Source organism: Spirosoma sp. 48-14 (genome assembly GCF_001898575.1).
Taxonomy (GTDB): Bacteria; Bacteroidota; Bacteroidia; order Cytophagales; family Spirosomataceae; genus Spirosoma.
In genome coordinates, this window is sequence record NZ_MKUD01000018.1 from 1 (window position 1) to 26,301 (window position 26,301).

General features: G+C 49.3%; 20 protein-coding genes and 1 tRNA gene. 8 read left to right on the forward strand and 13 right to left on the reverse strand.

Going from position 1 to position 26,301, the window contains the following annotated elements:
* Positions 1 to 185: 185 nt before the first annotated feature.
* Positions 186 to 259 (reverse strand) — tRNA-Ala (locus tag BGO59_RS11090).
* 150 nt (positions 260 to 409) lie between these two features.
* On the opposite strand from BGO59_RS11090, the gene BGO59_RS11095 reads away from it, so the two are divergent.
* Positions 410 to 664, forward strand: a complete 255-nt coding sequence (locus BGO59_RS11095) for a GIY-YIG nuclease family protein (RefSeq protein ID WP_020595607.1) — start codon at positions 410 to 412, stop codon at positions 662 to 664.
* A 123-nt stretch (positions 665 to 787) separates the two neighbouring features.
* Here BGO59_RS11095 and BGO59_RS11100 read toward each other — a convergent pair whose 3' ends face one another.
* From BGO59_RS11100 to BGO59_RS11110, 3 genes are all read right to left on the reverse strand, one after another.
* The gene (locus BGO59_RS11100; protein WP_293683692.1) at positions 788 to 1,411 is read right to left on the reverse strand and encodes an NlpC/P60 family protein; all 624 of its coding nucleotides are present in this window, start codon (positions 1,409 to 1,411) and stop codon (positions 788 to 790) included.
* A 67-nt stretch (positions 1,412 to 1,478) separates the two neighbouring features.
* Positions 1,479 to 3,638, reverse strand: coding sequence for a Tex family protein (locus BGO59_RS11105; protein WP_293683693.1), 2,160 nt, complete (start codon positions 3,636 to 3,638; stop codon positions 1,479 to 1,481).
* A 186-nt stretch (positions 3,639 to 3,824) separates the two neighbouring features.
* Complete coding sequence (locus tag BGO59_RS11110) at positions 3,825 to 4,016, reverse strand: cold-shock protein (protein ID WP_020595610.1); 192 nt, start codon at positions 4,014 to 4,016, stop codon at positions 3,825 to 3,827.
* Positions 4,017 to 4,213: 197 nt separating this feature from the next.
* On the opposite strand from BGO59_RS11110, the gene BGO59_RS11115 reads away from it, so the two are divergent.
* Positions 4,214 to 5,005: a M23 family metallopeptidase gene (locus tag BGO59_RS11115; RefSeq protein WP_293683792.1), complete on the forward strand. Its 792-nt coding sequence runs from the start codon at positions 4,214 to 4,216 to the stop codon at positions 5,003 to 5,005.
* 80 nt (positions 5,006 to 5,085) lie between these two features.
* Here BGO59_RS11115 and BGO59_RS11120 read toward each other — a convergent pair whose 3' ends face one another.
* From BGO59_RS11120 to BGO59_RS11135, 4 genes are all read right to left on the reverse strand, one after another.
* Positions 5,086 to 6,267, reverse strand: a complete 1,182-nt coding sequence (locus BGO59_RS11120; RefSeq protein ID WP_293683694.1) for an acyltransferase — start codon at positions 6,265 to 6,267, stop codon at positions 5,086 to 5,088.
* A gap of 135 nt (positions 6,268 to 6,402) precedes the next feature.
* Positions 6,403 to 6,612 (reverse strand): hypothetical protein, encoded by a 210-nt coding sequence (locus BGO59_RS11125; protein WP_020595613.1) that lies wholly within the window; start codon positions 6,610 to 6,612, stop codon positions 6,403 to 6,405.
* 101 nt (positions 6,613 to 6,713) lie between these two features.
* Positions 6,714 to 8,180 carry an HD domain-containing protein gene (locus BGO59_RS11130; protein ID WP_293683695.1) on the reverse strand — a complete coding sequence of 489 codons (1,467 nt, stop codon included), beginning with the start codon at positions 8,178 to 8,180 and terminating at the stop codon, positions 6,714 to 6,716.
* 69 nt (positions 8,181 to 8,249) lie between these two features.
* Positions 8,250 to 8,813 (reverse strand): Sua5/YciO/YrdC/YwlC family protein, encoded by a 564-nt coding sequence (locus BGO59_RS11135; protein ID WP_365981899.1) that lies wholly within the window; start codon positions 8,811 to 8,813, stop codon positions 8,250 to 8,252.
* A gap of 170 nt (positions 8,814 to 8,983) precedes the next feature.
* Here BGO59_RS11135 and BGO59_RS11140 point away from each other — a divergent pair, with 170 nt between their 5' ends.
* Positions 8,984 to 10,096 (forward strand): AI-2E family transporter, encoded by a 1,113-nt coding sequence (locus BGO59_RS11140; protein WP_293683696.1) that lies wholly within the window; start codon positions 8,984 to 8,986, stop codon positions 10,094 to 10,096.
* A 70-nt stretch (positions 10,097 to 10,166) separates the two neighbouring features.
* Here BGO59_RS11140 and BGO59_RS11145 read toward each other — a convergent pair whose 3' ends face one another.
* Positions 10,167 to 11,174 (reverse strand): nitrilase-related carbon-nitrogen hydrolase, encoded by a 1,008-nt coding sequence (locus tag BGO59_RS11145; RefSeq protein ID WP_293683697.1) that lies wholly within the window; start codon positions 11,172 to 11,174, stop codon positions 10,167 to 10,169.
* A 165-nt stretch (positions 11,175 to 11,339) separates the two neighbouring features.
* Between BGO59_RS11145 and bshB1 the strand changes: the two genes are divergently transcribed.
* Positions 11,340 to 12,059 carry a bacillithiol biosynthesis deacetylase BshB1 gene (bshB1, locus tag BGO59_RS11150; protein ID WP_293683698.1) on the forward strand — a complete coding sequence of 240 codons (720 nt, stop codon included), beginning with the start codon at positions 11,340 to 11,342 and terminating at the stop codon, positions 12,057 to 12,059.
* A 13-nt stretch (positions 12,060 to 12,072) separates the two neighbouring features.
* Here the strand turns inward: bshB1 and BGO59_RS11155 are convergent, their stop codons facing one another.
* Complete coding sequence (locus BGO59_RS11155) at positions 12,073 to 15,183, reverse strand: sensor histidine kinase (RefSeq protein ID WP_293683699.1); 3,111 nt, start codon at positions 15,181 to 15,183, stop codon at positions 12,073 to 12,075.
* Positions 15,184 to 15,608: 425 nt separating this feature from the next.
* Between BGO59_RS11155 and BGO59_RS11160 the strand changes: the two genes are divergently transcribed.
* Both BGO59_RS11160 and BGO59_RS11165 read left to right on the forward strand, forming a co-directional pair.
* Positions 15,609 to 16,850 carry a histidine kinase gene (locus BGO59_RS11160; RefSeq protein WP_293683700.1) on the forward strand — a complete coding sequence of 414 codons (1,242 nt, stop codon included), beginning with the start codon at positions 15,609 to 15,611 and terminating at the stop codon, positions 16,848 to 16,850.
* Positions 16,847 to 17,587, forward strand: a complete 741-nt coding sequence (locus tag BGO59_RS11165; protein WP_293683701.1) for a response regulator — start codon at positions 16,847 to 16,849, stop codon at positions 17,585 to 17,587. The genes BGO59_RS11160 and BGO59_RS11165 overlap by 4 nt, the downstream gene beginning before the upstream one ends.
* Before the next feature lie 79 nt (positions 17,588 to 17,666).
* On the opposite strand, the gene BGO59_RS11170 is transcribed toward BGO59_RS11165, so the two are convergent.
* Positions 17,667 to 20,159, reverse strand: a complete 2,493-nt coding sequence (locus BGO59_RS11170) for a prolyl oligopeptidase family serine peptidase (RefSeq protein ID WP_293683702.1) — start codon at positions 20,157 to 20,159, stop codon at positions 17,667 to 17,669.
* A 141-nt stretch (positions 20,160 to 20,300) separates the two neighbouring features.
* Complete coding sequence (locus BGO59_RS11175) at positions 20,301 to 21,020, reverse strand: membrane or secreted protein (RefSeq protein ID WP_293683703.1); 720 nt, start codon at positions 21,018 to 21,020, stop codon at positions 20,301 to 20,303.
* 168 nt (positions 21,021 to 21,188) lie between these two features.
* On the opposite strand from BGO59_RS11175, the gene BGO59_RS11180 reads away from it, so the two are divergent.
* Together BGO59_RS11180 and BGO59_RS11185 are read left to right on the forward strand one after the other, a co-directional pair.
* A complete protein-coding gene (locus BGO59_RS11180; protein WP_293683704.1) occupies positions 21,189 to 21,749 on the forward strand; it encodes a hypothetical protein in 561 nt (186 codons plus the stop codon).
* Positions 21,750 to 22,007: 258 nt separating this feature from the next.
* Positions 22,008 to 24,743, forward strand: coding sequence for a VWA domain-containing protein (locus tag BGO59_RS11185; protein ID WP_293683705.1), 2,736 nt, complete (start codon positions 22,008 to 22,010; stop codon positions 24,741 to 24,743).
* 244 nt (positions 24,744 to 24,987) lie between these two features.
* Here BGO59_RS11185 and BGO59_RS11190 read toward each other — a convergent pair whose 3' ends face one another.
* Positions 24,988 to 26,292: an enolase C-terminal domain-like protein gene (locus BGO59_RS11190; protein ID WP_293683706.1), complete on the reverse strand. Its 1,305-nt coding sequence runs from the start codon at positions 26,290 to 26,292 to the stop codon at positions 24,988 to 24,990.
* Positions 26,293 to 26,301: the final 9 nt, after the last annotated feature.

Genomic DNA, 26,301 nt, shown 5'->3' on the forward strand with positions numbered 1-26,301 from the left:
AAGAAACTCTCCAAAGCAAGTAGGTTTGATGAAAGTCACAAACCTAGAAAAATACAACGCCCTCCACAAGTATTGGCCTTGATCCGACAACTCTAAGGCAACTGTTAAGCGATTTGTTAAATCGAGATGTCAAAACATAAAAAAACCTGCTTTCTGAATCAGAAAGCAGGTTTTTTTATGTTTTGTGGAGAATATCGGATTCGAACCGATGGCCTCTACAATGCCATTGTAGCGCTCTAGCCAACTGAGCTAATCCCCCGTTATGTGGGTGCAAAGATGATGAAAAAATCTACTCCTCCAACATCCAAAGCCATTTTTTTTACTCCAATCAATATACTTTCCCGCCTACACGGTTAATGTTTGTTTTCTGTTATCAAATGTGTAGCTTTGACAATAGTCTAGTAACCGTATGCATACCGTTTATATCATATACAGCCCTACCACCGACCAGTACTTTATTGGTCAGACTAAGGACCTCCGCATCACCCTGTGGCAACACAATGCCAAAACCAACCCGGCCACAGCCGATGGGAAACCTTGGGAAGTGAAGTTTACGCAACAGTTCCCAACCCGAAACGAAGCCTTGAGTCTGGAAATGAAGTTGAAGAAGAAAGATCGCGCCCACTGGGAAGAACTCATCAATAGCACCCAGCCAACCGTCTGAACTCACCCCTCATTTTATAGAAAAACCGCTCTCTGGAGCGGTTTTCGTTTTTAAAGGGCCTACTGAAACAAGATTTAGCGATTTTAATCAAAATAAGTCTTTACCTCAACAGATGCTACTTCATCAAAATGGGCGCAGAGCCTTGACAAAACGGCCTTTGAAATAATCGCTGTAGAGGTTGTCTTCACGTACGCCCCGCGAAGATGACGCATGGATGAACCGGATTTCCTGAGCGCCGTTTACCTCTGTCACAATACCTGTATGCGATACATACCCCGCCTGCCCTTTATCGGGAACGAAGAAAATAAGATCACCGGGCAGAATTTCGGCCACTTCTACTTCGTGCCCCACTTCCGACTGCTGCCACGATATCCGGGGCATTCGCAAACCAACCGTATTAAACACGGCAAAGACCAATCCAGAGCAATCGATCCCATCGGTCGTGTTGCCTCCTGAACGATACGGCGTACCTGTGTAGGTTCGGGCAATTTTCACAACCTCAGGCACGTACCGATTTTCGTATGTTCGCGAATCCACGACCCTACCCGTAGGTTTGGCCGGAACAGCGGGAGGACGAGCGGGCGTTTTACCCGTTGGCGCACGACGGGCAACAGGCTTAGCCGATGATGGACGACGACTAACAGATGGCCCCGACGACCGAAGGGCTTCGCAGGAAGAAAGCAATGAAAGCAGGCATGCGCTCAGTAGAACGGGACCGACAGTAGCCCGGAACCAGCGTTGTTGCATACAGGTTAGGTTTTGGATCATAAGTGCCTTTAAGTAACGCGAAAGCACATAGGAACAATGCAACCTATCAAAATTTCATCGATAATCCAATACGTTTACGGGCTTTATCGACTTCCATCACCTTAACTTTTACTTTCTGGTGCACCTTCACCACGGTTTTCGGGTCTGAAACAAAATGATTGGCCATCTGCGAAACGTGTACCAGACCGTCCTGCTTCACACCAATATCGACAAAAGCACCGAAGGCCGTAATGTTGGTCACGACGCCTGGCAACACCATCCCTTCGTGTAAATCATCGACCGAGCGAACGCGGGCATCGTATTCGAATACCGACAACTGCTCACGTGGATCACGGCCGGGTTTGGCAAGTTCAGCCAGAATGTCGCGCAAGGTGGGTAAACCGGCTGTATCGGTCACGTACCGTTCGGGTTTGATCTGCTGGCGTAGTTCGGGGCGACGTATTAAGTCCGTTACAGTGCTTCCCGCATCAGAAGCCATGCGTTCAACAATGGTATAGCGCTCGGGGTGAACGGCGCTGTTATCCAACGGGTTTTTAGCCCCTTCAATCCGCAAAAATCCGGCGCATTGCTCAAACACTTTCGGACCAAGACGGGCCACTTTTTTCAACTGATCGCGCGAACTGAAGGCACCATGTTCGGCTCGGTACGCAACAATGTTATTCGCTAACTGCGGCCCTAGTCCCGATACATACCGAAGCAGATAAGCACTGGCCGTATTGAGCGATACACCTACCTGGTTCACGCAGCTTTCAACAACCGTATCCAGGCTGGTTTTTAAATCCGTTTGGTCCACGTCGTGTTGGTACTGCCCAACACCGATAGATTTGGGGTCAATTTTGACCAGTTCGGCCAGTGGGTCCATCAGTCGGCGGCCAATACTGACGGCTCCACGAACCGTTACGTCGTGGTCTGGAAATTCGCTCCGGGCCACTTCCGATGCCGAATAAATAGACGCTCCCTGTTCGCTTACCATAAAGATGGGGATACGTTCGCCCGATGGCTTGGTGAGGTTCAGGCCTTGAATAAACTCCTCTGCCTCCCGTCCAGCGGTTCCGTTTCCGATCGCAACCGCATCGATCCTGTACTGGGCAACCAATTTCTGAACTACCTGCACGGCCTGTTGGCGCTGAGCTTCGGATTGGGCCAGGTATAAGACCGTATCGGTCAGCAAATTACCCTGGGCATCCAGACAAACTGTTTTGCAACCCGTCCGATACCCTGGATCGATAGCCAATACCCGCTGCTGACCAAGGGGTGGGCTTAACAGTAACTGGCGCAGATTTTCGGCAAAAATCCGAATAGCCTCAGCATCGGCCTTTTCTTTCGAACTGTTGGCAAATTCGGTTTCGAGCGATGGTTTAAGCAGTCGTTTGTAGCCATCCCGAATTGCCAGCGAAAGCTGTTCCTTACAGGCTGGCGTTCCTGATCGTTCTGCCACAAACTGTCGCTCAAGCCGTTCGATAGCCGCTTCTTCATCGGGGCCGATACTTACACTTAAATAACCTTCGGCCTCTCCCCTGCGCAGAGCCAGCAAACGATGCGATGGGACGCGCCGAAGGGGCTCGGCAAAATCGAAGTAGTCTTTAAATTTCATCCCTTCCACATCCTTACCCTTTTTTACCACCGACCGGATGATGGCTTCCCGGTCGAACAGATTCCGTATGCGTTGTCGGGCGTCGGTATCTTCACTTATGCGTTCGGCAAGAATATCACGTGCGCCCTGCAACGCATCATCCACAGTCGGCACAGCATCCGATAAATAGCGCTGGGCAATTCGTTCCAGATTCGATTCCCGCTGTGCAATCAGGACGTTGGCGAGGGGTTCCAGCCCGCGTTCAATAGCCAGTACGGCACGGGTTTTCCGCTTTTGTTTGTAGGGTAAATACAGATCTTCCAGGTCAACAAGTGAGTCAGTAGCCTCAATTTTCTTACGCAGTTCGGGGGAAAGTTTCCCCTGCTCGTCAATAGCTTTCAGGATAGTCTCCCGACGTTTGTCGAGTTCGAGCAGTTTCTGATAGGTTTCCCGGATTTGTCCAATCTGCACTTCATCGAGCGGGCCACGGTCGGGCGAGGCAGTAGCTTCTTTACGGTAGCGGGCAATAAAGGGGACGGTAGCTCCGCCGTTGAGTAATTCGATGGTAGCAGCCACCGACCGGATGTTCAGGCCGAGCCGGGCGGCTACCCGTTGGTCAATAGATAGGGTCATTAATGGTCATCAGGTTGTCATTTCATGGTCATCGATCATCATTCTTCGCTTCACAACCAATGATGATCGATGACCATGAAATGACCAATTAGTTCGGCCACAAAAATGGCGCGGGAAACTGACAGGGCAAAAAAAAACATGCCTTGGGGCATGTTTTTTTCAACGGCTTGTCTTTATATCTTACAATTAAGCTATTTCGACATTAACGGCGTTTAAGCCTTTCCGTCCACGCTCGACATTAAATTTCACTTTGTCGTTTTCGCGGATTTGGTCGATGAGGCCAGTAGCGTGTACAAAAATATCTTCGCCACCTTCATCGGGTTTAATGAAACCAAACCCTTTGGTTTCATTAAAGAATTTTACAGTTCCTGTTTGCATTGTTTGTTATAAATTTGGGCGAATAACGTGACAATAAAATTTATTTCCAAATGATTTTCAGATTTTCCGCTGTTAAAACGTTATTTTCAGAAAGCCTTTCGTTTCACTGCCATTTTATACGTCTATGACGCTTCTTTGCGTAATTTTGACGAATTAATAGAACCATTAGCGTAGTGAAGCTTGACCTAACTCTGTACATGCGGGTAGTGGGTATTGTGGGAGCGTTATTGATTGGGGGGCTGAATGCAGCCTCATCGCAAACGGTAATCAGTGATTCCGACGAACCATCCCTCTATACGTATTGCCAGCGATTTCAGACACTCTACACGCAAATCCGCGAACAAAGTATAACCCCCGACTCCGCCCGCGTGCAGTTCAGCCGTATTATGTATGGGCTACAGGAGCGATTCCATAGTCAGGAGAGTTTCCAGTTGGATTCTATCCAACGCGACAGTCTACGCCGATCTGCTCAGTACTTCAATTTTCCTATCAAAGGGTATTCACCCAGCGCCATCGGGGGTAAACATGGGGAAGGGTATAGAGGTACAGGTTTCGACCTGTTCGATTACAATGTTCGGGGAAGCCACCCAGCACAGGACATCTTCATCAGTGATCGAAATCAGGACGTTATCGACGACCGTACAGGCGCCCCCGTCGATATATTAGCCATGACGTCCGGCCTTGTCATCGGTATTGAAACGCAGTGGAAACCCGGCTCCGAATACCGGGGCGGCAACTGGATATGGGTGTACGATCCCATTCTGCATGGTCTGTTTTATTACGCACATAACAGCCAGGTCGATGTGCGACCCGGCGATTGGGTACAGGGTGGGCAAAAACTGGCCGAAATGGGCCGTACGGGTTTTAACGCCTACAAATCCCGTTCGCCAACTCACCTGCACCTGATGTATCTGCAAATTCAGCCAGATGGTCTGCCCCAGCCACTCAATACCTACTCATGGCTGGTAACGGCACGGCTGACCAAGTGATACCTTCAAATTAACTGCTTTTGCGGCCAATAAACGGCGAGCGAATCGTATTGAACCCGAGTGGATGAGCCTCGACCATTCTATAGAACCTGAGCGATCAGTGAGTTTTTCCGAAGTAGGCTAACGCTGAGCCAACTCAGGCCTAGAGCCCCTACAAATACAACCAGAAACTTTACCAAAACGGGCAGGGAAGCGCCAAGCAAACTAAATTGTAGCCACGTTACGAATGGGTAGTGTACAATGTAAATGCCATAAGCGATACCTGACAGATTCGCCCAGCCGACACTGGGTTTTCTAATAGTCTGTCGGAAGATGCTCAGACAGGCCGCCATACTTGCTAAGCAACTTGCGACAAAGGCCAGATCGTACAGAAAATAACCTTCTACGGATGAGATCATCCCCCGCTTCACCCAATTCTCGCCCAGTGCAGATACCTGTATAACCAGCCAGTAAGCGAACAAACTCACAAGTAGCCAAACCATCCAGTGGCGATTAAATAACTGGTCGTGCTGAAACAAATTCGGCTGCCAGTCGGCGCTTCCTAAGCCAACACCTACCCAAAAAAACAGCAAATAAAAGACGACCCGATTAAGCTGAAAGTCGAAAGGCCCCCAATTGCCGATCCAGGTGTATTGGCCCACCCACAAACTCAGTGGGATTAACGAAACGGCAGCACATCCGTACACAAGTAATCCGAAGTGAAAAGGCTTTCGACTGAGTTGAACCAACTTATCTCCCAGGATCGAAAAAAAGGACGGGAACAGCCAGTATACAAGCGCGGTAACGGCATCGAACGCCAACAGCAGCCAAATAAACCAGGGCGGCCCTACAGGCCATTGCTGGTTATTCAGGTAATCCTTTATAAACCCAGCCAGACTGGTCGAATGCGTGGATAGGTAAAAAGAAGGTAGATAGGCCAGCGGTATAATCAACAGCTCAGCAATGAGAAACGGAATCCCCAGCCGGACAAATCGATCCTTTAAATAGACTTGACTGCCCTTCCGGCGAAGCCCCCGGTACACAAACAATCCACTGACAAAAAACATCAGGGGCATGAAGAATACGTCATTGAACCCAATAAACCTATCCATAACCGCCCAGCGCCCACTATCGACAATGGGAGCAGTTGAATAGATGTAGTGAGTAGGGTCAAAAAAGGCAAACGTTGGGTAGGCTAATGCAGCATGGTGCCCAACAACCAGAAGGGTAATAAATGATCGAAGATAATCAACCCAAATTGCACGCGAACCGTCGATTGCCATACAAAGCCTACAAAAACACTAGTGTAGGAAAGACCGAAAAACAATCAAAACGTTGCGTGGATGCGAGACTACTCAGGTTAGCATTTTCGTCAAACCCTCCATTTGGCAGTTCATGCCCGCCGGGCGAATAAGTCGTTACGATTCCCGGACAAGATTCACACCTGTGACCAGAAATATCATGCCGACAATAAACGGTGCAGCCGATTCGGCTTTTGAAACATGCAGGCCCAAAACTGCTTTCCCTTCTGACAGAAAAGCGACCAGCGCGAATAATACGACTACGACGCCCAGGATGGTGAGTGCTGCGCCAAAAAAGCGCCGAAAGTTGGTATTGTTGTTGTCCATAAAAAAATATAATGACTAATGAGCAATGGACAATGAACAATGAGAAATGGTTGCACAAATACCTGGTAGCTCATTATCCATCAATCATTATTCATAGTCCATTATTCATTTTTAATTGTTTTAGGGGTTAAACCGCGTTTGCGGCCTTCTTCCAGTAAAAATGGGTAAGCAGCTTCGAACGTGTTGGGAACCAGACCGTCCAGAATGGCTTCCCGCAGAACGGTTTTGATATCGCCCACGATTTTTGAGGGACCCAGATCAAACGTTTCCATAATCAACTCGCCCGTAATAACCGGCTGAAAATTACGGACTTTATCTCGTTCTTCAAGGTCATGCAGTTTCCGTTCTACTTTATCGAAATTACGCAGGTGTTTCTGCACCTTCTCGTAATTCTTCGAGGTAATATCGGCCCGGCATAAGGCCATTAACCCTTCCAGATCGTCGCCCGCATCGAACAACAACCGGCGCAGGGCCGAGTCGGTGATTTGCTCTTTCGTGAGGGCAATGGGACGCAGGTGAAGCCGCACGAGCTTCTGTACAAACCGCATGTGTTCGTTCAGGGGCAGTTTCATGGTGCGAAAAATACCGGGTACCCAACGTGCTCCCATATCTTCGTGTCCGTGAAATGTCCAGCCCGCTTTCGGGTCGAACCGTTTTGTAGCGGGTTTGGCAATGTCGTGCAACAAGGCCGCCCAGCGTAGCCAGAGTTCATTCTCTCGATCGGCTGGTGTAGCATTAGGCTGGGCACGGTGTGCAATGTTGTCCAGCACCTGTAGGGTATGGTAAAAATTATCCTTATGCCCTTTTCCCTCAATGGTCTCGACTCCTTTCAGCGCCACCAGTTCGGGAAAAATCCGGTCCAGTATCCCTGCGTGATACAGCAATTTGAAGCCATACGAGGGTGTAGGCGACAAAATGATCTTGTTGAGTTCGTCGGTAACACGCTCACGGGAAAGAATAGTCACGCGCTCGTTCATCCGAACAATGGCATCGAATGTATCGGGCTCAATGTCGAAACTTAATTGTGAAGCAAACCGAATAGCCCGCATCATCCGCAGGGGATCGTCGGAAAACGTAACGTCGGGATTAAGCGGTGTACGGATGGTTTTTCGTTTGATGTCCCGTAGCCCGTTGAATGGATCGAGCAATTCGCCAAAGTCATCGGCATTCAGGCTGATGCCCATCGCGTTGATCGTAAAATCCCGGCGGTTCTGATCATCTTCCAGCGTACCGTCTTCAACAATGGGTTTGCGCGAATCGCTCCGGTACGACTCTTTCCGGGCACCGACAAACTCAACCTCCCACTCCTGATCCCCTTTTATGTCCCGTAACATGGCCGTGCCAAAGTTCGGAAATACCGAAACGTGCGTTCCAAGGGCTTTTCCTACAGCATCGGCCAAAGCAATGCCACTCCCAATACACACCACATCGATGTCTTTCGAAGGTCGATTCATCACCAGATCGCGCACAAATCCACCAATGACGTAGGCGCGTAACCCAAGCACATTAGCCTGCTGGGCAATGGTGTCAAAAATCGGGTGCTTATGAAGTGTTTCGCTAAAATTCATTCGTTTACATAGACGTTTCCGGTAGTCGGTTTAGTCGCGTCACGATAAACCGACCATCAGAAACCCGCTTTACTTTCTAATAAAACTTACCTCGCCGTTTGCTTTCAACCGCATGATACGGGGGCGTTTAGGCATGCCGGGGAGCGTACCAAAGCGTTCAGAAACCAGCGACTCGGCATCAGCCGGTATTGTCAAGGATTCCAATGGCAACGTAAGTAATCCGCGGCCAAAACTACCTATGAGCCGCTGTATGTCGGTATTCAACGTACGACGAACCGACACTTCTCCAGCCATTAGATTACCCATTTCGCCAGACGCCCCATCCTGCCAGACCAACAACGAGATATTTTTACCCTGATCGTACACTACGGTGAGTGGATTTTCGGCAAATTCAACCAGATCGAAAGCAATGTCGGGAAGTTTGAGCACGTACAGCCCTAGCTGATCCGCATGTTGAATCAAGACGGTTGGTTTCAGGCCAGCAGGTATCCGATTGGCCAGCGATAGTAGTTGGGCCACAGCTGTATCATTGACCGGATCAACGGCCAGCGACCAGCCCGTTTCATCGGCCAGGGCGATCATCTTTCCCTGCCGAAGCTGATAGGCAATATCTCGAATGGTTGGTGTCATCATGAATCCACAAAAGTACGGTAAGTTTTCATTCCGATAGGAAAGTGTCCTTAAAACAACTCAGATCTTACGCTATATTGTCAACTTCGTTGTTTTAATTAGTTCGTTCGAAGTAGGCATTCTGTAAACAAAATTCACCGGTAACGGTTGAACGCCTAAACCCTCACTACCTCATGACCGACGACTCTACCCGCCCTCACTACCACCAGTTTTCGCATTCCTTACTGGCCATGGCCATTCTGACGGCCGGCATTTATTTAGGTCAGGATATTCTGGTTCCACTAGCCCTGTCGGGCCTGATTGCTGTGTTGCTCCGCCCTATCGAGAACTGGCTTACTCGGCTTGGCATGCATAAAGTGATTGCCATCAGTCTGGCTTTATTAATCGCCATTATCCTTATTACGGGCGTAACCGTTTTGATATCCCTACAGCTATCTGACTTTACCGACGACGTTCCAAAAATTCGGGATCATATTAATGATTTTGTGCAGGATGCCAAGCGATGGGTGCGCCGTGAATATAATGTCAGCTATCGACAACAGGAGAAATACCTCCAGAAAGCCCAGGCACAAACGCTTAATACGCTACAAAGTCCCGATACGCTTGGCGTCATAACGGGCCCGCTGGGCACTATACTCTTGATGCCGATTTATGTATTTCTGTTGCTTTACTATCGCTCTATGTTACTTCATTTTATCATTGTACTATTCCCGGAAAAACATACCGAACGTGTACGGGTAGTTATGGGCGAAGTGAAAGCAGTGATCCAAAGTTATATGGTCGGCCTGCTAATCGAAACAGCCTGTGTAGCAGCACTCAATTCGATAGGATTGATGATTCTTGGCGTACAATATGCCATTCTATTGGGTGTAATGGCGGCCATCCTTAACCTGATTCCCTACATCGGCGGTCTGGTAGCAACGGGACTTACGGTTCTTGTTACCTTCAGTACCAATCCAGAAATTTCGGTTATCCTGGGTGTTGTTGGTATCTTTCTGTTTGTCCAGTTTATCGACAACAACGTACTGGTTCCGCTGATTGTAGCGTCTAAAGTTCGTATCAACGCACTGGTTTCTATCGTGGGTGTACTGATCGGTGGAGCTTTAGCGGGCGTGTCGGGCATGTTTCTTTCGATTCCGGCCATTGCCATCATGAAGGTCGTTTTCGACCGAGTCGATAGTCTCCGTGCCTGGGGTGTTCTATTGGGCGATCAAACCCCCGAAGAAGCAGGCAGCAACCTCTTCCGCTTACAACGACGACGTAAAAAAGCGAAAGAGGAAGCTTAGTGTACGGGTATTCTATTTACAGTTGGCTGACGAACCGTACACAATCAACTGTGCTTCAGCCAACTGTAAACTAGTTATACAACTTTTTAATCACCTCCTGCTGGGTACGTATAAAATGCTGACGCTCGGCGGGCTGGCTCAGGAGAGTTCCCGGCGGGTAAGCGCTGTGTTTTGCATAACTCCCAGCGTATAACTCTGTACGTTGGCGTGCCAGTAAATTACTAGCCGAAGGGCGTTGGCGGAATTCGCGCAAAGCTGCCAGGTCAATATCAGCGTTGGCCACCAGGCTTTCGCCCGAACCAGCCTTCGCCAAAATCAACCCTTTCGGGTCAATAATCGATGAACCGCCATCGATGGTGTTACCGGGTAGGGAACTGCCTACCAACCCAGCCGAATTAGCGGATACTACATAGGCCATATTTTCGATGGCCCTTGCCTGTTTAGCTATCGCTTTCGCCGTAGGTAACGGGCTGTTCAGTTCGGACGAAGAATGAATTAGTACTTCAGCCCCCTGCATGGTCAGGCAACGCGCTACTTCGGGATAAAGTATATCGTCTGATGCAATGCAGGCCAGATTACCAATATTGGTTTTGGCAACCGGAAACAACGAATCATAGCCATAGGCATCCAGGTATAATTCCCAGACATCGTGTGGTGTAGGCGTAAACAAGGTATTCAGGCGTCGGTAACGCAGCAAAACGTCGCCATTTGGCCCCATAATAAAACTGGTCTGAAAATACAGTTCCGGGAAAAACGGGTCCTGTTCGTACACGTTTCCCGAAAAATAAACCTGTTGCCGTTGTACCATCGCACTCATTGCTTCGTACAACCGACCGTCTATTTCCAGAGCTGCCTTATCGACCCACTGTTCCACCGTTTCATCTTCGGGCGGCCCGGTCAGAAAATATTCGGGCACCACCACCAGCAGGGTTTCACGACCAATCGCCGTAAGGGATGCGGCAATTTGCCGTTCGATTCGCTGAATCGTTTCCAGCATTTTGGCTTCGGCTTCTTCGCGAGTTTGGCAGGCATTAACGGTTTGGCAGGTTAGTTGAAGGGCAAGCGCTTTGTACGACATAGGTCAAGGTAGTCAGGAGTCAATGGTTAGGGCGTCAATAATACTAGGTTTACCTGAAATAATCGTCAACAGGCTTTTTAAAAGCGTATTGGAACAAATCGACGGGCAGCTTGATTGTATAGAGACAACCCTATAGAGTAATCCCCAATCAACAAAACCATTTTCATGACAGTAGATGTACTCGCCATTGCGGCCCACCCCGACGATGTTGAAATGACCTGCGCAGGCACGGTTCTTTCGTTGATTGCACAAGGTAAAACCGTAGCCGTTGTCGATCTGACACGGGGTGAACTTGGCACTCGGGGTACTCCCGAAATTCGGGCCCAGGAGGCCGCAGAAGGAGCACGCATCATGCAGTTAAGTGCCCGCGAGAATATGGGCTTTCGCGATGGTTTTTTCCGAAACGATGAAGAGCATCAACTGGCGCTCATCCCGCTGATTCGTCAGTACCGCCCTCAACTAATCCTGACCAATACCCCCGACGACCGCCACCCCGACCACGGCCGAGCGTCTGAACTGGTAGCCGATGCCTGTTTTTACTCGGGGCTCCGGCAGATAAAAACCATAGGAAAAGATGGGCAGCCGCAGGAGGCTCACCGCCCGGTTCTGGTCTATAATTTTATTCAGGACCGTTCGCTCAAGCCCGATTTTGTGGTCGACATCACGCCTTACTGGGATCAAAAGCTGGCGGCTATTCAGGCCTACAAAAGCCAATTCTTCAATCCCGACAGCGATGAGCCACAAAGCTACATTTCGGGTGAACCATTCATGAAATTCCTGGAAGCCCGCACGCGTGAGCATGGCCACATGATCGGTGCCGAATTTGGTGAAGGCTTCATCAGCCGACGGATGCTGGGCGTCAATGACTTGTTCGCACTCCGATAGCTACGAAACGGCTTTATTCAGCCTGTTGATTCAGGAACGGCAATTGAATGATGACGCGCGTACCGACAGGTTGCTGGTTTTCGTCGTATTTATCGACGATCTGAACACCCGCAGCCTGGCCGCTCCGCTGCCCAATTAACTGAAGACGGTCCTCGGTTACCCGTAAGCCAACGCTCTTGTGGCCCGATGCCTGCTTTTTGAGCACCTGCGCCTGCTGACGACCAACGCCATTATCGTCAACCGTACATTCCAAATGAGTAGGCTTAGGCTCAATAGTCACCCGGATATATCCCTTCGTCTTTTTATGAGCCATTCCGTGCAGAATCGCATTTTCTATATATGGCTGAATAATCATGGGGGAAATAGCCGTTTTGTCCAGCGATAACGACGGGTCGGCCGATACTGAAAAGTCGAACAGGTCATCGAACCGAAGTTGCTCTAGTTCCAGGTACAAGGTTAACTGTTCCAGCTCACTATCGAGCGTGACCCATTCCAGCCGGGAGTTATCCAGAATCAGCCGCATCAACCGGGCAAACTTAACCAGGTACTTATCGGCATTATCGCTGTCGTTTTGCAGAATAAACAACCGTATGGCATTCAGCGAATTATACAAAAAATGAGGATTCATTTGCGACCGAAGCGCCTTCATTTCAGAAGCGGCTATCCGTTCGCGAAGTTCACTTTTTTCCCGTTGCTGAGCGGCCAGTTGTTTTTCACGCCAGCGAGCCACAAACCCTGTTAGAGCCAATAGTGTAACCAGCGCAGTGACCCGAAACCACCAGGTTTGCCAGAAAGGGGCCTGAATGGTGATCGGAAGCCGATACCCAATCTGATTCCAGATTCCATCGTTGTTCGACGCAATCACATGCAGTACATAATCGCCGGGAGGCACGTTGGTGTAGCTGGCAAAAGCACGATTTCCCTCCCGGTTCCAGTCGGTATCGAAATTTTCCAGTTTATACGCATACTGATTATCGCCTGGGTTATCGAAACTCAGGGCTGCCATGTCGAATGTAAACATATTCTGCGTGTAGCGCAGTTGCAATCGGTCAAGGATGGCTAACTGGCCCGGTCCCCATTCCTGTGCATTTACCCGCAACGATGTAAGGCATACGGGTGGTACAAACTGATTGCGTCGCATGTGTTTCGGGTCGGTATACACCAGTCCGTGCATAGCACCGAAATAAAGCCGCCCCGACGCATCCCGAACAATAGAGCCCGACTCAAATTCAGAGGCAGAAAACACATCAGCTTCTGTGAACACGGTAAACCTGGGGTGCCGCACATCGGCCAATGCCAACCCTCGACTGGTCGTAATCCAAACGGTATCACCCTCTACAAACACAGCGGATCCATCGAAATGGGGTAACCCATGCTGGGTTGAAAATACCTGAAATTTACCTGTCTTCTGATTCAGACAGCCTATTCCATCGTCCGTACTGATCCACATCCGCCCAAACCGATCTTCAGCAAACCCCGTTGCGCCATCGTCGGGAAGGCTCTGTGGGTCGTCGCTGTGTACATATTGAGCCAGCAGTTTGAAATCAGGGCTGATTTTATAAACAGGACCCAGGCCACCTACCCATAGATTTTGATCCTTGTCCAAGTAGAGCGTGTTATAATTTTTACCAGGTAATCTGGCTATACGTGGATCGTTATACTGGTGCGAAAAGTGGCTGGTTCGAGGGTCGTAAATGGTGAGTTTTTCGTCGGTACCAATAAAGATTCGTCCATCAGGCGCTTTAATTAGTCCGAACACCTGATTACCAGCAATGGCTTCGTCTGCATTAGAAAGAGCCCCTTTTTCTGACGGTTCGGACAGGCTCGGTATGTGCACTACTTTATTAGAAATCGGGTCCAGCCAGTCCAGGCCATTTTTTGTACCAACCCATATGCGTCGGGCATGGTCGGCCAGTATGGAGAAATTGAAATTATCCCGTATGCTATTGGCGTTTGCCGGTTCGTGATGATAGAGTTGATACGCTTTATGCTGAGGATTGATATGCGCTACCCCGTCCCGCGTTGCCACCCATACGGAATTATCGGTCGGATCGATTGACAAACCGGCGGCATCAAACCCCAAGGTATTCGTCGGCTTATAATTAACTTCATCAAACAGTGAGTGAAACTTCTCGACGGTTGGATTGAACCAGCAAACACCAGCATCGTCGGTCAATACCCATATCACACCAGACCGATCTTCATATAGCGTAATAATGGAGTTGGAACTGAGGCTGCGCGGGTTATCTTCATTGTTTTGATACAGGAAGAACCTATTACTGGCCGCATCGAAGTGGTAGAGCCCTTTCCGTGTAACGCCCACCCACAAATCGCCCGTTCGGGTGAATAAGATAGACGCGATCGGCTCCAGAACGCTTAATTCCGAGACAGGCACCAACGCCCCCGTGGTCGGGTTGAGTCGCGCTAAAAGCCCCTGGTTCGTACCTACCAAAATTTCGCCGGTTCGGGGATGCCGGACCAGGGCAGAAATGTAGGTATCCGGTAGCCATGAACGAACCTGTTTTGTCCGTACATCATAGGCGTAGAGGCCTCCCTGTGTCCCGATCCAGAGCGTATGACCATCGACCAGAATCCGGCGAATCGATTTCACATCCGTGGGCGAAGCCGTACCAACTGGTAGCATTAATAAAGCCGATTTACCCGTAGCCGGATTAAAGTCAACAACCCCTCCTTTCGTAGCCAGCCACAATTGCCCACCCTGACCTTCAGCGATATAGCGAATAAAATCGCAACCAGCTCCTAAACTAGCAAATGAATGCCGCTTAAACGATTGAGTTGCCGGTTCGAATTGATTCAGGCCTTCCTGCGCCCCCACCCAAAGAGTACCATTGTGGGATGTAAATACCGTTCGCATGATGCGATGGGATAACGATCGCGAGTCGCCGGGCTGACGAGTGAATCGAAGGCAGCGTAATCCATCGAACCGGCACAGGCCATTGACGGTTGCAATCCAGATAAACCCTGCCTTATCCTGGGTAATTGCCGAGGTATAATTCGCTGGTAACCCCTGTTGCAACGTCAGTCGCTGAAATGATATAGCCGGAGTCTGCCCATAGCTCGGTCCAAACACGAGCATCAGTACAATCAGTAGACTATAATTCATACATCTGGACCAATTACCCATGCTATTCCTTATTGTGGCCGTATGGCTCATCTGAAATTAGGGCATACATTCTCAGGCACCTGCTGTCTATTCTGATGCCTCAATCGAACGAATATACTATACGTTGCGATACGAAATACGAGCTATCAGTTTCGTTTGTAATAGCTTAAGGTATACTGATGAACAAATTTCGAGCGATTGTCTTCAACAACCAGTCTTAGTCAACAATTGGTAGTATCGGACCAATAACTGGTAGCATTGTGTCAATAATAGGCTTTTAGGCGCTACAGTGCTTCCAATTGTTACCAACTATTGGAAAAGTAGACCAGTTATCGGGTCAAATCCACTTGTTGTTAGTTCGGGTTAGGTGTTTTCACATAGACAATGCTCTTTTGTTCATCGATAACTCATACTGCAAACGGATTGTGGCAAATGATAAAAAAACAGTTTCGAGGCCGGAATACCAGCTCACGTTAAAAGAGGAGCTGGAAGTAGAACGGGTCATTAACTTTTTCGCGATGTCGCTGCTGGAGCAGAGCACCGTGGATGAAGTATTATGGGACGTGGTCAGGAACTGTATTGCTCGTTTGAAGTTTGTTGACTGTGTGATTTATGAACTTGACAAAAGCCGAAACGTGCTGATTCAGAAAGCAGCTCATGGCCCCAAAGGTTCGACTGTCGGGACGATCATGCAGCCTATTGAACTAGCTGTAGGCCAGGGTATTGTAGGCACTGTCGCCAAAACCGGCAAGCCCGAACGGATCGACAATACGGCGCTCGACAAACGCTATATCGCCGACGATGCTGTTCGCCTTTCCGAAATTGCCGTACCGATCTGGCACAACGGCTGCGTTTGGGGTGTCATCGATGCCGAACATCCAAAACGAGGCTTTTTCCGCCCGCATCACCTCACCATTCTCACAAAAATTGCGGCCCTATGCGCTCAGAAAATTCGTCGGGTCGAAACGGAACAGGCCTACCAGCAGGTCCAACAGCAACTGGCAGTCAACAACCGACGAATTGCCGAGACCAAATTGCTGGCATTGCGGCTCCAGATGAACCCACATTTCATTTTCAACAGCCTGAACGCCATCAATAAATTTGTGCTGGAAAATGAGTCGGAGCAGGCATCGCTTTACCTGACCAAATTTTCGAAGCTGATGCGCCAGATTATGGCCAATACGGCCAACGAATGGGTCAGCTTGAGCAACGAACTGACAGCCCTGAAGCTGTATGTAGAACTGGAGTCACTTCGGTGCGATAATCAGTTTAATTTTCAGCTAACCGTCAGTGATTCCCTCAATCCTGATCTGGTGAGCATTCCCCCAATGGTCACTTATCCGTATATTGAAAACGCCATTCGACACGGGCTTTTGCAGCCGAATGTTCGTAAGCCAACCTTATGCATCGATTGCCGTGAACAGGATGGTTATTTAGTGATCGAAATTACGGATAATGGCATTGGTCGAGAAGCCTCTGCCAAAGCCCAACTGCGTGGACTGACGGCGCATAAAACCTACGGTCATGCCCTTACCGAAGAACGGCTACAAATTGTAAACGAAGTGTACGACGTTAATGCGGGTATCTACTTTACCGACTTGACCCGACCGACTGGCGAACCGGCTGGCACCAGCGTTATATTTACCATGAAACTCAAACAACCATGACTGCTCTACTTATTGACGATGAAAAACATTGCCGCGACGTACTGACGCTACTGCTGAAACGGTACTGTCCGTCGGTTCAGATTCTGGCTGGTTGTGCCAATGGACAGGAAGGCCTGACGGCCATCGAGTCGATGCACCCTGATCTGATTTTTCTGGACATCGAAATGCCCGGCATGAGTGGGTTCGAAATGCTGGAAGCCTGTAAATACAACGGATTTCGCGTGATTTTTACGACTGCCTTCAATGAATATGCTATTAAGGCCATTCGGCATAATGCCCTGGATTATATTCTGAAACCCGTTGATAAAGATGAACTGATACGGGCCGTTAATAAGGCCGAGCAGGAACAATCGACACAGGCCCCTACTAATGTCGATCAACTGTTAGGCTACCTGCAAAGCCAGCGTGTGGGCGATCGAATTGCGCTTCCTACGATGGAAGGTCTGCAAATTATTCATAGCGAGGAAATCTATTATTGCGAATCGGATGGTGGCTACACACGTTTTGCACTTAAAAACGGGCAGATCATCCTGATTTCTAAAACGTTGAAGGAGGTTGAAGATGTCCTGGAAACGAAAGGCTTTTGCCGGGTGCATCACAGCTACCTCATTAATCTGCGTTATGTGCAGCGTTATATTCGGGGCGATGGTGGCGAAGTGGTCATGGCCAATAACAAAGCCCTCCCCGTTTCCCGCAATAAAAAGCAGGAATTTCTGAGCCTGCTGGAGAAAATATAAGGCAAAAAAATATCGTCCAGATGAAAAGGAGTTCTTAAACCCCCTCCTTATATCTGGACGATAAATTACTTACAATCGATTACTTCTCCGATTTTCCTCCGCCTACTTTACCGGCTTTATTGGGCTGAACGGCCGTCGTTGGGTTTTTCACGTATTTGTCGAGCCAGCCATTCATTTCCCACAGCATGTGCAGCAGCGATTCTTTGGAATCGTAATGATGGCTTTCGTACGGCAGAAATACCAGTCGGGTGGTAGCGCCAAACCCTTTCAACGCATTGTAATACCGTTCCGACTGAATGGGAAATGTGCCCGTGTTATTATCAGCTTCACCGTGAATCAGTAAGAGTGGTGTTTTCATCTTGTCGGCATTCATAAACGGTGACATTTTGCTGTACACCTCGGGCGCCTGCCAATAGGTACGCTGTTCGTTCTGGAAGCCAAACGGTGTCAATGTCCGGTTATAGGCCCCACTCCGTGCAATACCGGCCTTAAACATCCGGCTGTGCGTGAGCAGATTGGCCGTCATAAACGCACCATACGAGTGCCCACCTACACCTACTTTGGTTGAATCGACCACGCCCAGCCGAACGCCTTCGTCAATAGCGGCTTTTGCGCTGGCTACCAGTTGCTCTACATAGGTATCGTTCGGTTCTTTATCACCTTCGCCCACAATCGGAATACTGGCATTATCCAGAATGGCGTAACCCATTGTCACGAATGCAGCCGCACCCCAGTAGCTAATCCGGTTGAACTGGTAGGGCGAACCCGATACCTGACCAGCCGCATCTTTGCTTTTGAATTCGGCTGGGTACGCCCACAGGAAGGTAGGCAATGGCCCCTGTTCTTTTTTATAACCAACCGGCAAATATAAGGTAGCCGTCAGATCGACACCGTCCGGGCGCTTATAGCGCAGTTGTTGCTTCTGAATCCCTTTCAGTTGTGGGTACGGATGCGGGAAGAACGTAACCTGAATGGGAGCGATCCGCGCTTTCAGATTCCGAACGAAGTAATTGGGGTTTTCGTCGGGCGATTCGCGCGTGGTCAGAATCACCTGTTTGGCAGCATCCAGCACGGCAACCGGACGTTCGAAATACGGAGCCGCCGACCGCCAGAGTTCTTTCGTCTGCTTTGTTTTCAGATTCAGAAGGCTTACAAACGGGCGGTCGCCTTCGGGCGATGAACCTTGTCCATTCAGCATCAGAATTTCGCCCGTAGGCAGAATATTCAGCACATCCCGACCGTACTGGTTCTGCTTCACATCAGGCTGACCCGGATTGGTATATCGATCTTCGTATGAGCGGTCGAACAGAACCGAGGTTTGCCAGGTAGCTGGATTCACAACTTTGGTAATGGTTTTGCGGCTCTGCCACCACCGTTCGCTGGCTAATGCCGTCGACTCGTTCCCCCAATCGAACCCACCAAACCGAAACTGAGCCGCATAGATTTCTTTAGGCTCGGCGGTAAAGGGCGCATCCAGCAAAAACACTTTATCCCGAACGTCAGCCTTTACTTTCGGATCACCATTGTCCTGCGCAACCGTATAATAGACCGAAGCCGGTACGTCCGTCCGCCAGGTGTAATCGCGTGGGCCAGTCGGAACGCCATCCCGGCTGTAGGCAACATTTTCCTGCAATGGGCCGTCGTTTAGCGTTTTCACCAGCGTTCCACCAGTGGCATAAATCTCTGTTTTTAGCGGAAACCGATAGACGGGTACGAGATAAGAGAACGGTGTATGTACCGTTTCGATCATGACATATTTTCCGTCCGGCGATGGATCGGCCGAGAGGATGATACCGGGTTGGCCAATGTTGGTCGTAGTACCGTCTACTCCTAATTTAACTACCTGCGCCGTAGTGTAATAGGCAAATTGCTTTTCGTCGGATGGGTTTTTGAGCAGGTCCTGGTAAGTTGGGGCTTGTCCGCGGGCGCCCTTTACGTTTTCCTGCGTGGTGGGTCCTACAGGCACGCGGCTTACCTCTGGTGCGGGGCCACGTCCGGCTGGAACCGCTTTTACGATCAGGCTTTTACTGTCCGACAGCCACCGATACGGCACACCCAGCGTTGCATTTAGCGCCATTGTCCCTACCTGTTTGGCCGTAGCTGTTGCCACATCAACCACATACAAATCGATACGGCTGTCGGTCGAGTTAGCAAATGCAATCTTCGAATCGTCGGGTGACCAGCTAACGTAGCTAATCATTGGCGAAGCTGGCAGACCGGCAATTGTTTTCTCCTCTTTGTCGGTCAGTTTCCGCAGTTTCAGCCCCGTAATATAGCGCGCCCGGCTGGGGCCTGTATTGGCTGGGTTCAGGCGAAGTCCGGCCAGTTTTAGTTCGGGTTGCGACAGTTCGGCAATTGTCGGCACTTCGGCCTGTTCGAGCATGATCATCCTGTCGCCTTTCCCCGACATACTCACAGTAGGAGTTGACGGCACCGTAACCAGATCGGCCAACGGTTTAGGCGGAGTTTGATACGACGCAGCATCCTGCGCATATCCGGCCAATGAGCTGGAAAGCCCTGCCAGTAGCAAAAGCCAGCGACCTGAGCGATTAATTATTCGATTAGAAATCATACATCGAGTGACGTTTTAGGTTGTATGAGGTGTAACTGAAACACGTAGTAAAGCGCAATCACGCTAAGGCAAAATTAGGCACACTTATTAATTTATAGGTTATTATTTCAACTTTTATTCATCTATCACCATAAAATTCCATTATTTTTCACGAGTCCAAATTTCATTCACAGCGCCCCCTGTTGAGCTTTGACCAGTATGATGCCATTCGTCCTGATCGATAGCGGCTTTAAACGTAAGCGACCGGCCTACGCGGCCATTGTCCCGGGAAAAGAAATCAATCGTTTCGGTGTAAATGCCTGATTTCAGCACGTAGGTACCACCCCCGGTTCCAGAAAACTGTTTCGTCTGCGGATTAATGGCTACCCACTGAAATCGGCTACCCGTCAGTAATTTTATAGTTTTACGCGGACCACGCTGCATCATCGTCATCTGTCCTGCATCGTTGGCCCGTCCTGTTATTCGCCAAAGGCCGGTAAGTGGTGTCGATAATTCACTGAGCTGAGTAAACACCCGATTGCTACCGGGGCTAGTCATCGTCAGTTGTCCTTTGCTGATCGTTATGGGATAGGTTTCGGTTTGCCCCACCCGGCTACTATCCTTCGTATCGAACTCAACCATCAGGTTTAACTGATTTCCCTCCTGACGAAAGGCTCCTCCGCGCGTACTGATAAATCGATTGGGCTCGTACGTTGTCTGAATGAGATAGTTATCAGCCATCGTAAGCATCACAATCGTACCTGAAGGTTCTGTCAGTCGCCAGGCACCCTCCAGTTTGTTCTTTTGTAGTGGTCTGAAGGCAACTATCAAACTACTAATAAGCCCAAGGAATACGATGAGTTGTTGTTTTTGCAGGTGCATAGTTTGCTGGCATTTATTGTCGATCCTCTAATAAAGTGGCCATGGCCCAATACACTACTCACGACATCTATGGTTGATTATGGCAGCAAATGGGCAGATTATTATCCTAAAGCCACTGATTATCGATTCTGGCTGGATTTCTGACCCCACTCCCTTCAATTTTGGATCATGAAAACACGAATCAGATTCAATCAGACCGTCTTGATGGTACTTCTTCAATTCGTTCTGCTATCGACAACCGCACTGGCCCATACAACGCCTAACGAATCGGCGGATGCTCGACAAGCGGTTGTCGATTTTCTACATTGGTACAAGGCCAACCTGCTATCGATCAGCAAAATTTACCTGGTCGATCAGAAGCCCGGCAAACCCTATGCTGTCAATTTTAAACATACCGAACGCTATCTCTCATCTCTGAAAAGCAGCCAGTTACTCACCGATAGCTACCTAGCCGAATGGCGAACCTACTTTAAGCAACGGCAGGAAGGGTTTCAGCTTTCGCCCCAAAACGAAGGCCCTCCAACAGGTTTCGAATATGACCTGGTGATGCTAAGCCAGGACGTTGACGCGCAAATGGACTCGTTGAAAACACTGAAAATCCGCTCTGTAAAGGTCAACGGCAATCGGGCAACGGTAAAGTTTTTCCTGCTGGAAGATTATGAGTTCCGACTCATAAAGATCAACAATCGCTGGTTGATCAACGAAATTCTCAACCTAAGCGCGGAATAAGCGGGGTTTCAGCCAGACCAGCAAAGCGACTAAAACGAACAGAAGAACATGGAACGGTTTCTATGGATAGGATACCTAGTTCCCTGGTAACGCGGGAGGAAGCCCGCGATGGCAGCCAGTTAGCGCGGGTTTCCTCCCGCGTTACTGGAACAATCCTACTTATTTAGTCCATATACTCAACGTTTTACGTTTCACACGATCAATACTGCGTACTTCGTACGTTCCCGCCAGACTGGCGTATCGGTCATCTTTTGGTTTATGCAGACCTATATTTGTTTGTTTTTCCTCTTTTCCGCTGCCTTTGCTACGGGTCAGGCCCTTCGTGAAACCCCACAGCAGGCCCTGAACCAATATGTAGCTTTTCTGAATCAGTCGGTCGATGAAGTAGCAGATCGTTTTCAGCGCATACAAGGGTATCATGCCAGCATGGATCAGCCGCATGGGTTCCCGAAAATGTCGCCCTCAGGCACGCTGGAAGCCTATTATTACAAGAAAGCCATTGCCAGCGAAGCCCTTACCGACGCAGAGAAACAACGCCTGAAGGCCAGCGCCCAGTCGCTCTGGAAACTACTGAACAAGATCGATCAGACGGCCAAAACACTGGAAACCTACGACCGACTAAAAGATTATCAGCGCGATAATTTCAGGCAAGCGCATAGCCTGATTGCCGATTTTCAGAGCCTGAATACCCAATTCAGCCAGAGTAAAGACTCGTTGTACAAACAAATTCAGCGGGTTTACCGACGCTATCAGCCCTATCGGGCTACGGATGCGTATCTGTATACCGAGAAAGAAATGGAGCAGGTGCTACTGAGCCAGCAGACGCTACTCGATACGTTATCGTATTACCTGAACGAGAAAAATCCATCGCACTGGCCCGTTGAATTGGTGCAGCAAAGCATCCTGGCCGATGAAAAGCTATTAACTGGATTAGGCGAAGCGAAGAGCCATATCGCCTATCCGGCATCCGATATGATGGGATCGTTCCAGGCAGGTCTTCGGTCGATTCAGGGCTTAAAAAAGCAGGCTGTCGATGATTATAATTTTGCGGCCCGGCAATCGGTTCGTCACGACAATGACTTTTACAAATCATACCTGAATTACTACAACAACGACCTCGTAAGCTGGTATCAGCAATTCGTCAATTATAGTAAGTCGGCCATTCATTTGCTGGATTATCCGAAATACAGTCCGGTTTTTGTGATCGATGCCCCCACCGTTGCGTCAAAACAAACGAGCGTAATACCTTTTCGGGATGTTCAGCCTCTTGCTTTTACGGTCAAACCTGCTCCTGCTCCAGCCCCTGCGGCCACGTTTGGCGCGCTGAACGCCTATGTCGACTTTATCAACGAAGGGTTACGCCAAATGAATCATATGCAGATGCTGGTTCGGAATTACCAGTCATCAGCCGAGTATTACCGCGACCCATCCCGCACTAGCCGCCGAAGTCAATTGACTTACAGGCACGACGATTTTAAAGTCCCGGTATCCGAGCATCAACTGCTCCAGATCAATAGCCCACAGATTCCCCCAACATATCGGACCTCAATCAACGGTCAGGCGGATGTGCTGCTGGCGATCCTGAACGAAATGGATGCGCTGAGTATTGACCTGATCAACTATACCAGCAATCGGCAATACGAACAGGATCATCTGAAACGATCAGACGAAATTCTGGACCGATATACCTATCTGTTCGACGTATTCGATAAGAAAAAAGAGCGACTGTATCAGGATGTTCGGCGCATTCACGAAAGTTACCCGCTGAAAAAGCCCAACGATCCCTGGAATGTATCGGGAAAGGCCATGATGCAGTTGATGGATTTGAACAAAGACGTATTATTTGGCGTCAAAGCGTACCTACAGGGCGAAACGGCTCAGCCACCTGCTACTGAAGCCGTTCAGGCCGAAGCCCGAAACCTGATTATCAATGAATTTAAGAACCTGAAAGGCTTACAACGATTAGGTCGAAATAATGGCCTGTGCCCTTACACACCCTATGAAGATCTGGCCGAGAATTCACTTAAACTGGCAGAAATGGCGCAACGGCCATCAACCAAATCGGCTTCCAACACGTACGAATCATTTTATTACTTCTACAATAACCAGTTGGTGTATGCCTATAACCAGTTTAGCGAACTGGCGAAAGTTGATGTACTGAAAACCATTAATCAACCCAACCTACTGGCCTTCCGTAGGGCAACGGCATCCGATAAGCCCGTCCCCCCCGCTGAACCAGCCCCAAAAACCGCTCTAGAAGTAACCCCAAAAGCGCCCAAAAAAGTAGTTGATCAAGTCACGACGGCGACGACTACGCCCTTGAGTAGTCCAACCGCATCCGTGGGCCAAACAGTCATCCAGCACGATACGGTTTATGTCAACACAACAAAAGTAGACACGGTTTTCGTGGATCGGTCAGGGCAGCGAAGTGTTGTCAATTCACTGGAAGGATTTGCGACAAATAATATGGTGCTGCTTGTTGATGTGTCGGGCTCGATGGATTCGCCCTATAAACTGCCTTTATTGAAAACGGCTATCAAGTCGCTCCTCAAAATTATTCGCCCCGAAGATCAGATTTCCATTGTAGTGTATTCAGGGAAGGCGCGGGTAGCGTTGAAACCGACATCGGGAGCCAATGCTGACGAAATTGCCCAAACGATTGATCAACTCCGGTCGGATGGCGATACCGACGGAAACAAAGGCATTCAGTTAGCGTATAAAGTTGCCGACAAGAATTACGTACGGGCCGGTAACAACCGCATCATTTTAGCCAACGACGGCGAATTTCCCGTTAGCGAGGAGGTCTATCAACTCGTCCGGGATGCCAGCAATCAGGACGTTTACCTAACGATCTTTACGTTTGGCAAGAATGAACTTACTGGGCAAAATCTCAAAAAATTAGCGCAGGCTGGCAAGGGTAGCTACACGCACATTACCCGCGAGAACGCGAATCTCCAGCTAATTGTCGAGGCTCAGGCAAAAAAAGCCCGCTGATAAGCGACTGATTTCAGCGATTATTTTCTTCTTAAACTTTTCTTAATTGAGCTATAACAGCAGCTTTCTGTCTTCCCGAGGCAGGAGGGATCTCCGGTAAGAGGCATACGATTCTTTACTACCAAAGATCCCTCCTGCCTCGGGAAGACAAAAGGTGCTAAAATAGTTTAAACAGGGTCCTACTACCCTTGAACTGATAGTCTGAACTCCACGCCTATTTAATTCAAATTCATACGCTCATTTATCACCACCTGACCGATTGAAATGTCCAGCCGGGTTGTACTTTCTGCATTTCCGTTTCGTCATCCCGTTTGGTCAAACCACAGGCCAGGTAATTCTGGTGCAGTTTAGCCAGTGCCGCACGGTCAAGTTCAACACCTAATCCGGGACCTTCCGGCACGGCTACACTACCTTCCTCAAACCGGATACGACCGCCCACAATTACCTCGTCCGACTGCCAGGGATAATGCGTATCAAGTGCATAAGGGACTTTGGGGATAGCCGCTCCCAGGTGAACCATAGCCGCCAGCGAAATACCGAGATGGCTATTGGAGTGCATCGACAAGCCCCGCCCGAAGGTTTCACAAATAGACGAAAGCATCATGGACGACCGAAGACCTCCCCAGAAATGATGATCGCTCAGGATGATATCCTCCGAGCCAATCGCAATACTGTTCGGAATATCCTGAAACGAGGTGGTACACATATTCGTTGCCAACGGCGTTTTCAGTGCTTTCCGCACCTCAGCCATATTGGCCTGCCCTCGCGTTGGGTCTTCCAGGTATTCCAGGATAGGCTCCATCATCCGGCCGTATTTTATGGACGTTTCAACGGTCCAGATCGCATTCGGATCGACCCGCAACGGTACATTGGGCCCGAAGGCTTCGTACAAGGCAAACATCGCATCGACCTCCTGCTGGGGTTCAAATACGCCACCTTTCAATTTGATCGACTGAAAACCAAACTCAGCACACATGGCTTTAGCCTGGGCGACAATACCCGCTGGATCAAGAGCCGCAGCCTGCCGGGCAGACGCCCACCCCTGTGCCGATGGGTCAAGCTCAAACCCGAATTCCCCCCCTGCCCCTTCATACTTGTAAAACAGATAAGCTGAAAACGGAACCCGATCCCGCAGTTTGCCACCCAGTAAATCAACCACCGGCCGACTGGTTACTTTGCCAATTATGTCGAGACAGGCTACTTCAATAGCACTAAAAATATGCACGAGTTTTCGCTGATCCCAGGGAGTTTCGCCCCGTTGCGCGGTTGTTTCGGTACCAAACCGACTGACCAGAGCCTGACGGATTTCGGCCAGTTGGAATACATCTTTACCAATCAGTAAATCGCGGGAGTCGGCCAGAGCAGCATCAATGTCCCTATTGCCCGGTATTTCGCTGATACCGGAAATACCATCGTCGGTAACCAGCTCGACAATGGTACGTAATGCATAGGGCGCGTGAAGGCCAGCGGCATTTAACAGTGGCGGATCAACAATGGCAATGGGCGTAATCTGAATGTCTTTAATTCGGGGTCCTGTTTTATAGGGCATAGAAAAAGT

Coding starts and splice junctions, on each gene's coding strand:
- BGO59_RS11175 (WP_293683703.1), bottom strand. CDS start 21,020: ATGCACCTGCAAAAACAACAACTCATCGTATTCCTTGGGCTTATTAGT.
- BGO59_RS11120 (WP_293683694.1), bottom strand. CDS start 6,267: ATGGCAATCGACGGTTCGCGTGCAATTTGGGTTGATTATCTTCGATCA.
- BGO59_RS11095 (WP_020595607.1), top strand. CDS start 410: ATGCATACCGTTTATATCATATACAGCCCTACCACCGACCAGTACTTT.
- BGO59_RS11140 (WP_293683696.1), top strand. CDS start 8,984: ATGACCGACGACTCTACCCGCCCTCACTACCACCAGTTTTCGCATTCC.
- BGO59_RS11105 (WP_293683693.1), bottom strand. CDS start 3,638: ATGACCCTATCTATTGACCAACGGGTAGCCGCCCGGCTCGGCCTGAAC.
- BGO59_RS11155 (WP_293683699.1), bottom strand. CDS start 15,183: ATGAATTATAGTCTACTGATTGTACTGATGCTCGTGTTTGGACCGAGC.
- BGO59_RS11115 (WP_293683792.1), top strand. CDS start 4,214: ATGCGGGTAGTGGGTATTGTGGGAGCGTTATTGATTGGGGGGCTGAAT.
- BGO59_RS11165 (WP_293683701.1), top strand. CDS start 16,847: ATGACTGCTCTACTTATTGACGATGAAAAACATTGCCGCGACGTACTG.
- BGO59_RS11135 (WP_365981899.1), bottom strand. CDS start 8,813: ATGATGACACCAACCATTCGAGATATTGCCTATCAGCTTCGGCAGGGA.
- BGO59_RS11170 (WP_293683702.1), bottom strand. CDS start 20,159: ATGATTTCTAATCGAATAATTAATCGCTCAGGTCGCTGGCTTTTGCTA.
- BGO59_RS11145 (WP_293683697.1), bottom strand. CDS start 11,174: ATGTCGTACAAAGCGCTTGCCCTTCAACTAACCTGCCAAACCGTTAAT.
- bshB1 (WP_293683698.1), top strand. CDS start 11,340: ATGACAGTAGATGTACTCGCCATTGCGGCCCACCCCGACGATGTTGAA.
- BGO59_RS11125 (WP_020595613.1), bottom strand. CDS start 6,612: ATGGACAACAACAATACCAACTTTCGGCGCTTTTTTGGCGCAGCACTC.
- BGO59_RS11180 (WP_293683704.1), top strand. CDS start 21,189: ATGAAAACACGAATCAGATTCAATCAGACCGTCTTGATGGTACTTCTT.
- BGO59_RS11100 (WP_293683692.1), bottom strand. CDS start 1,411: ATGCAACAACGCTGGTTCCGGGCTACTGTCGGTCCCGTTCTACTGAGC.
- BGO59_RS11130 (WP_293683695.1), bottom strand. CDS start 8,180: ATGAATTTTAGCGAAACACTTCATAAGCACCCGATTTTTGACACCATT.
- BGO59_RS11185 (WP_293683705.1), top strand. CDS start 22,008: ATGCAGACCTATATTTGTTTGTTTTTCCTCTTTTCCGCTGCCTTTGCT.
- BGO59_RS11190 (WP_293683706.1), bottom strand. CDS start 26,292: ATGCCCTATAAAACAGGACCCCGAATTAAAGACATTCAGATTACGCCC.
- BGO59_RS11110 (WP_020595610.1), bottom strand. CDS start 4,016: ATGCAAACAGGAACTGTAAAATTCTTTAATGAAACCAAAGGGTTTGGT.